Annotated in this window: 4 protein-coding genes; all 4 read left to right on the top strand. The window is 32.3% G+C overall.

Going from position 1 to position 4,125, the window contains the following annotated elements:
* The first annotated feature begins 333 nt into the window (after positions 1-333).
* Entirely contained in the window at positions 334-1,590 is a 1,257-nt protein-coding gene (locus Q0F58_RS17660; RefSeq protein ID WP_294379174.1) for a transposase, read from the top strand.
* A 52-nt stretch (positions 1,591-1,642) separates the two neighbouring features.
* Positions 1,643-1,810, top strand: coding sequence for a hypothetical protein (locus tag Q0F58_RS17655; RefSeq protein WP_294379173.1), 168 nt, complete (start codon positions 1,643-1,645; stop codon positions 1,808-1,810).
* 309 nt (positions 1,811-2,119) lie between these two features.
* Positions 2,120-2,878 (top strand): SDR family NAD(P)-dependent oxidoreductase, encoded by a 759-nt coding sequence (locus tag Q0F58_RS17650; protein WP_294379172.1) that lies wholly within the window; start codon positions 2,120-2,122, stop codon positions 2,876-2,878.
* Positions 2,879-2,894: 16 nt separating this feature from the next.
* On the top strand, positions 2,895-4,125 hold a 1,231-nt coding region (locus tag Q0F58_RS17645; protein WP_294379171.1), incomplete at its 3' end, for an aspartate aminotransferase family protein.

Below are 4,125 nucleotides of genomic sequence, written 5' to 3'. Positions count from 1 at the left end.
GTCGGGCAACTGGCGCCCGGGTTCAAATCCCGGATTCTCCGCCAAAAACATCTAACATTTGTTAGATGTTTTTTATTGTACAGGAAATTATAGAATTTTAAAAACTCCAATCTATTAATATCAATGAATTAAGAGTCATGAAAAGGCTAAAGTATTATTCACGAATGGGCATGGCAGAGCCACTTTGTTCTTCTTTAGGAAATTATATATTTGGACAATCTGTGGATAACTTTGGAAAGAGGCGGAAACACACAGTCTGCGAAGCAGATTTTTTTATTCTATAGGAAATTATATTATTGGACAATCTGTGGATAACTAATAAAATATAGATATATGATGGAAGAGAAAATAACAGTAAAAGATATATTACAAGATAATTATTGTGATTTTAAGAATAAATATTGGAATAAAGTGCCGAAAGATATGAGAAAACATATTGATGAAGTAGTAAGCAAAGCCATAAAGTGTAGTGATATTAAATATGGATTTGCAGAATATAAATGTGAGACATGTGGAGAGAGTACAAAAGTTCCGTTTACATGCAAAAGTAAATTCTGTAATAGATGTGGAAGATTATATACAATGAAATGGGCTGAAAAACAAAGAGAAAATATGTTACGAGTAGTACATCGACACAGTGTGTTTACGATACCGAAAGAACTTAGAAATTATTTTTATTCTAAGAGAGAATTATTAAAAGAATTACAAGATGGAGTTAATGAGGTAATTAATTATTGGTATACCAAAAAGAAGGGGTGTGATTATGAAGTAGGAGTAATTGCAGTAATTCATACTTTTGGTGGAGATTTAAAATGGAATCCACATGTACATGCTTTAGTAACTGAAGGAGCAGTTAATAAAAAAACAAAGTGGTGGAAACAAGTTGAGTATATTCCATACCCATATTTGAAGAAGTCATGGCAAAAAGTTTTATTAGATATAATAAAGAAACATTTTAATTCATATAAGACAAGACAATTAATAAGCTATTTGTATAAAAAATATCCTAAGGGTTTTTATGTGAATGCAAAAAGAAAATTAGATGATACAAGACAAGCTGTAAAATATATAGGCAGATACCTTGCCCGAGCTGCGATAGCAGAGTATAGGATTCTTAAATATGAAAATAATAGAGTGAAATTTTGGTATGAAGATCATAATGATGGTCTTAAAAAAGTTATTGAGTGCGATGTCTTGGAATTTATAGGAAAAATAACACAACACATATCACCTAAAGGATTTAGGATGATACGGAGATATGGTATTTATTCAAGAACAAATAATAAACTAGCAAAAGATATTGTTCATCTTTATAACTTTATTAAACAAAGAAATATTGAGGAATTATTAAAAGAAAAGAAAAAACAAAATGAAGTTAAGAAATCATGGAAACAGAGAATAATAGAGAATTTTGATAGAAATCCATTATTATGCAATAAATGTGGAACTGAAAAATTTTTATGGAAGATATGGCATAAGGATTATGGGGTGATATATGATATAAAAGAAACGAGTAACAGAAAGGATATATTATATGAAACCCAAAGAGATAAAGTACATAGAAAAGTTTTACAAATATCATTGCTATAAATGTAATTATAGTGAATTCGCTCCCGCGGACATCGTAGATGAGTTTGCTGATATGGATGAATATTGCGATGAAGAATATAGTTTAGAACAAGAAAGTAAAAGGAAGGGAATGCCAGTAATGGAGTGCCCTAATTGTAATGCGGATTTTTATTACTTAGGGGAAACTAAAACGGAAGAAGGTTCATATTGGATTGATGAAGATGAACCATTTCCGTTTTAAAATTTACAAAACTCACAGTCCCCGTTAGGGGATTTTTTTATTTTGAGAAAAATAAGGAACATGGGCATTATTTGATGATTAATGTGATTAAAAGGTGAGAATTTTAGGAGTAAAAGAAATTATATCTGTAAATAGGCGGAGCGCGGATACATATATAAGAATAGCAGGTATAGATTTCTAAACGCTCGTATATTCAGTGGGTTCATATGGAATTTTCTTAACTTAATGATACTTATGAATGATTTCCCTTTTTTCCTAGAGTCTTGTATTTATCATGCGCTACAATTAACCCATAGAAAGGAGGAAGACATGGGAAGATTAGATGGAAAAGTAGCAATTGTAACTGGTGCAGGAGTTGGAATCGGTAATGCGATTGTAAAAATGTATGCAAAAGAAGGCGCAAAGGTAGCATTAACATGCAGAAATGAATCTGCTGGAAAAAAAGTACAAGATGAAATAAATTCTCTTGGAGGTACTGCAAAATATTTTAAACAGGATGTATCGCAGGAAGCACAGTGCAAATTTGTTGTTGATGAAACAGTTAAACTTTGGGGCAAATTGGATATTTTAGTGAATAACGCTGGAATATCAGGTGAAGACAAAGACACCCATGAATATACATCCGATGAATGGGATGCAGTGTTTAATATAGATGTCAAAGGTGTATTTTATATGACAAAATATGCAGTTCCTTATATGAAAGAAAATCAGGGTGGTTCAATAATCAATATGTCTTCTATTTGGGGCATTGTTGGATCAACTGAATTAGCTGCATATCATGCAGCCAAAGGTGCTGTTACATTAATGACAAAACGTGATGCAGTAGGATATGGAAAGGATCATATTCGTGTAAATTCTATTCATCCAGGTACAATAATCACTCCGTTAGTTCAAAAATTAGTAGAACAACAGGAAGGATATTTAGAAAGAGAAATTGAGCTTGCTCCTTTAGGCTACTTAGGAGAGCCAGATGATATTGCATATGCAGCAGTATTTCTAGGTTCAGATGAATCTAAGTTTATGACAGGTGCAAAAATGGTAATTGATGGCGGATATACCGCAAGATAAAAAGGAGGAAAAGATTATGTTAAAAAAAGATAAAAGTGAAGCATTAACAGTTGAATTTAATGAATTTTTTCCAGCTGGTCATTCTAATTTAAGAATACCAACTGATGTAACAAAACATAGATTATTCATTCAAAAATCAGAAGGAACACATTTGACAGATATCGATGGAAATGAGTATATTGAATACAATGGTTCAATGGGACCAAATATTTTAGGACATCGTAATCCTGAATTTACAGAAAAAATTATTAAATACTTAGAGCATAATGGAACTGCCATTGGATCTAACCTTTTATTTTCACCAATGGATGTTGAAGTTGCCAAATTACTTGTAAAATACATACCATGTGCAGAACAGATAAAGTTTACGACAACGGGGTCAGAAGCTGTTCAGGCTGCATTTAGAATAGCAAGAGCGTATACAGGTAAGAATGTTATTGTTCGATTCTTTGGAAGCTATTCAGGATGGGGTGATAATGTATTAGGAGGACGTATTAATCCTAATAAAGATGAAGCTCCATTTACTGATTTTTCTTTAATTGGTGGTCCAGACAAAGATCCTTATTATACTGAAGGAAGAGTTCCATGGGCTGGAAAAGAAACATTCATGATTCAGTGGAATAATTTTGAAATGTTAGAGGAAACTTTTGATAAATATCATGATATGATTGCCGGAATTCATTTTGAAGGAATCGTTTGGAATCATGATGGTTTGTATCCTAAACCAGGATTCCTTGAAAAAATTAGAGAATTGTGTGATAAGTACAATGTTGTAATGTGTATGGATGAAGTTATTACCGGATTCCGTGTAGATATTGGAGGAGCACAAAAAGTTCTTGGAGTTACTCCGGATATCTGTACTTTGGGAAAAGCAATTTCAAACGGTATTCCAGTATCTGCTGTTGTAGGTAAGAAGAAAATTATGGAATGTGTCCGTGGAAATAAGGTTCTTACACCTGGTACTTATCCTGGATATGGACTTGGAATGGCAGCAGTACTTGCAAATCTTGCAATATTAACAAGAGATGATTGTGCTGTGTATAAAAAAGTATTTAAAGTTCAGGAAAAAATAATGGATGGTCTTGTAGATATTTCAAACAAATATAACATTCCACTTACTATTACAGAAGCTAATGGTGTATTTTCAACTATATTTGGTGTGCCAGGCGGCAGAAGAAGACTTTATGATGATGATGAGTTAGCTGACTTTAATCATGAATTATGTACAAATTTCCAAAAGTATATGC

The organism is uncultured Clostridium sp., from assembly GCF_934754915.1.
Classification (GTDB): domain Bacteria; phylum Bacillota; class Clostridia; order Clostridiales; family Clostridiaceae; genus Clostridium.
The sequence above is the reverse complement of the archived record's forward strand: the minus strand, read 5'-3'. Positions and strand labels throughout refer to the sequence as shown.

Excerpts from the sequence above, each read along its gene's own strand:
- Q0F58_RS17660 (WP_294379174.1), top strand. The coding sequence starts at position 334 with ATGATGGAAGAGAAAATAACAGTAAAAGATATATTACAAGATAATTAT.
- Q0F58_RS17655 (WP_294379173.1), top strand. The coding sequence starts at position 1,643 with ATGGATGAATATTGCGATGAAGAATATAGTTTAGAACAAGAAAGTAAA.
- Q0F58_RS17650 (WP_294379172.1), top strand. The coding sequence starts at position 2,120 with ATGGGAAGATTAGATGGAAAAGTAGCAATTGTAACTGGTGCAGGAGTT.